The 2,630-nt window shown below is 59.7% G+C and carries 2 protein-coding genes; one reads left to right on the plus strand and one right to left on the minus strand.

What is annotated here, in order from left to right; all coding sequences use genetic code 11:
• Positions 1–430: 430 nt before the first annotated feature.
• Positions 431–1,411 carry an aldo/keto reductase gene (locus tag ACP5E6_RS18080; RefSeq protein WP_427956653.1) on the minus strand — a complete coding sequence of 327 codons (981 nt, stop codon included), beginning with the start codon at positions 1,409–1,411 and terminating at the stop codon, positions 431–433.
• Between the two features lie 309 nt (positions 1,412–1,720).
• Here ACP5E6_RS18080 and ACP5E6_RS18085 point away from each other — a divergent pair, with 309 nt between their 5' ends.
• Complete coding sequence (locus tag ACP5E6_RS18085; RefSeq protein ID WP_427956656.1) at positions 1,721–2,323, plus strand: peroxiredoxin; 603 nt, start codon at positions 1,721–1,723, stop codon at positions 2,321–2,323.
• The last annotated feature ends 307 nt before the right edge of the window (positions 2,324–2,630 follow it).

Raw genomic sequence — 2,630 nt, forward strand, 5'->3', positions numbered from 1 at the left:
AAGGCAAGCAAGGCGTTCTTTTTTGCAAAAAAGAACCAAAAAACTCTTTTTAATCCGGTTCGTACCGTTGGAACGCCCGGAAACCAGAGAAAAATTTCTTTGATTCTGGTCCGTACTGGTGAAACCCCCGGAACCCACACCTGGTAGGGTGGGGTGCCCTTCCGCACCCCACCATCCTTCCGCGCCACCCCCCCAATCCCCCAACCATGCCCCCGCCCGCAAAACCACCGGGAACCCAAGGAACAAAAGTTTTTTGCTCCTTTTTTTCAAAAAAGGAGCCTTCCCTTAACCTTCTGTGCTTTCTCACCCCCCACCCCCCCTGTCGTATACAATCGGGATGGCATGGACCCCTCCCATTTACCCCACCGATCTGAGTGAGATGTTCGCCATGGTCAACGCCACATTCGGCGGATGGGTGGGGGCCGAACGGTCAGGAGAAGCCAACGACCTGGTGCGGGACGTAAGGTGCTTCGAGGCGGGCGATCTCGTCCACGGTGAGTTTTACCTTCACTGCCGCGACAGCGTCGTTCAGATGTTCAATCTTGGTCGCGCCGATGATGGGTGAGGTGACGCCCGGTTTGGCCAGAACCCAGGCCAGCGCGATCTGCGCGCGGGGCAGGCCGCGCTCGGATGCCACCGCCGCCACCGCCTCGACCACCTTGCGATCGGCGGCTTCGGTGTGGGCGTAGAGGGTCTTGCCGAATTCATCAGTTTCAGAGCGCGCGCTGGTGGCATCCCAATCACGGGTCAAGCGGCCGCGGGCCAGCGGGCTCCACGGAATCACGCCGATGCCTTCTGCCCGGCACAGTGGCAGCATCTCGCGCTCCTCCTCGCGGTAGAGCAGATTAACGTAATTCTGCATGCTGACGAAACGTGTCCAGTTATGGCGCTCGGCGATGGCGAGAGCCTGGGCGAATTGCCATGCGTACATCGAGGAGGCGCCGATGTAGCGGGCTTTGCCGGCCTTGACGACATCATGCAGGGCTTCGAGGGTTTCCTCGATCGGGGTGCGGTAATCCCAGCGGTGGATCTGGTAGAGATCGACGTGGTCGGTGCCGAGGCGGCGGAGGCTGTTGTCGATTTCGGCCATGATCGCGCGGCGGGACAGGCCAGCGCCGTTGGGGCCCTTGTGCATCCGGCCGTGCACCTTGGTGGCGATCACCACCTCATGGCGGCTGGCGAAATCCTTGAGCGCGCGGCCAACGATTTCCTCGCTGGTGCCATCGGAATAGACATTGGCGGTGTCGAAGAAGTTGATCCCGGCTTCGAGAGCGGCCTTGATGAACGGGCGGCTCGCGGCCTCGTCGAGCGTCCAGGCATGGGGGCCACGGTCAGGGACGCCGTAGCTCATGCAGCCGAGGCAGATTCGGGAAACATCGAGGCCGGTGTGGCCCAGTTTGACATAGTCCATCGGTGAGCGATCCTTATCTCAATGATCCGGCGGATATGATGCCGGCGGCGGGATGATTCACCCCCTTCCATGCGATCCGGTCGATAACGCAAGACGGCATGGTCAGCGCGACGCGTGCCGTGGAGGCCGGTCGCGATTGCGGCAAAAATCCGACTCATCATCCGTCGTTGATCCTTACGACTTTCGCCAATCCGCCTATCTGAGAATAAGAGTTTATGTGAATTACGGGATTTGCCCTCGTTAAGTGGGGCGCACCGATCGGGGTTTCGTCAAAAGGAGAGTTTGGTCGTGAACAGGCATTGGTTCCGGATGTTGATCATCACGCTAGCCGCCATGATCGCGGTTCCCACCCTCGCGGCCGCGCCGCCGGTTACAATGTTAAAACCTGGCACCCAAGCGCCCGATTTCACGTTGCCGGCGACGCTCGTGGGCCATGATTATACCTTCTCGCTTAAAAAGGCGCTCGCCAAAGGACCCGTCGTGCTGTATTTTTTTCCCGCGGCCTACACGAGCGGTTGCGACCTCGAAGCGCATACGTTCTCGACGCACGCGCCGCAGTTCACCAAAGCCGGCGCCACCATCCTGGGCGTGTCAGAGAACTCCATCTCGATGCTCAACAAATTCGAAGTTGACCCCAATTTCTGCGCCGGTCGGTTCCCGATCGCGTCCGACCCGAGCGGCTCAATCGGCGCCCTTTACGGCGTCAAGCTGTATCCGCCGATGAACGGGGCCATGACGATTCACGGCCAGACCATTACCCATGGATTTTTCGCGCGCACCACCTTCGTGATCAATGCCAAGGGTAAAATCGTGGCGTCAATGTCCAGTGCTCAAAATCATATCTCGCCCGTGCAGCACGTCACAGGGTCTCTCACGATCGTGCAGGCGTTGCAGTCTCACAAAGCACAATGAACGCTGGTTTCTCCAGTATGATCAGACGCATTCGGTGAGCGCCCTCGCCCATACGCCGGTCCCATCGGGGGCGACGAACGGCGATGTGCCGATATTTCACCCAAATATCTGAACCGAGCGGACGCTCGCGGGATCGCACCATGCCGGCGGGTCGCGCGCATCCGTATGCCGATGTCAGGCTTGCGAGCTGACCACGCCACAAACTGAAAGCAAAAACGGCCCCGAAGGACCGCTCTAATCCCCTGATTTAAGAGTTCAATCTGGAGCGGGCGAAGGGATTCGAACCCTCGACCCCAACCTTGGCAAG

It is taken from the genome of Acidiphilium sp., assembly GCF_049977125.1.
Lineage (GTDB): Bacteria > Pseudomonadota > Alphaproteobacteria > Acetobacterales > Acetobacteraceae > Acidiphilium.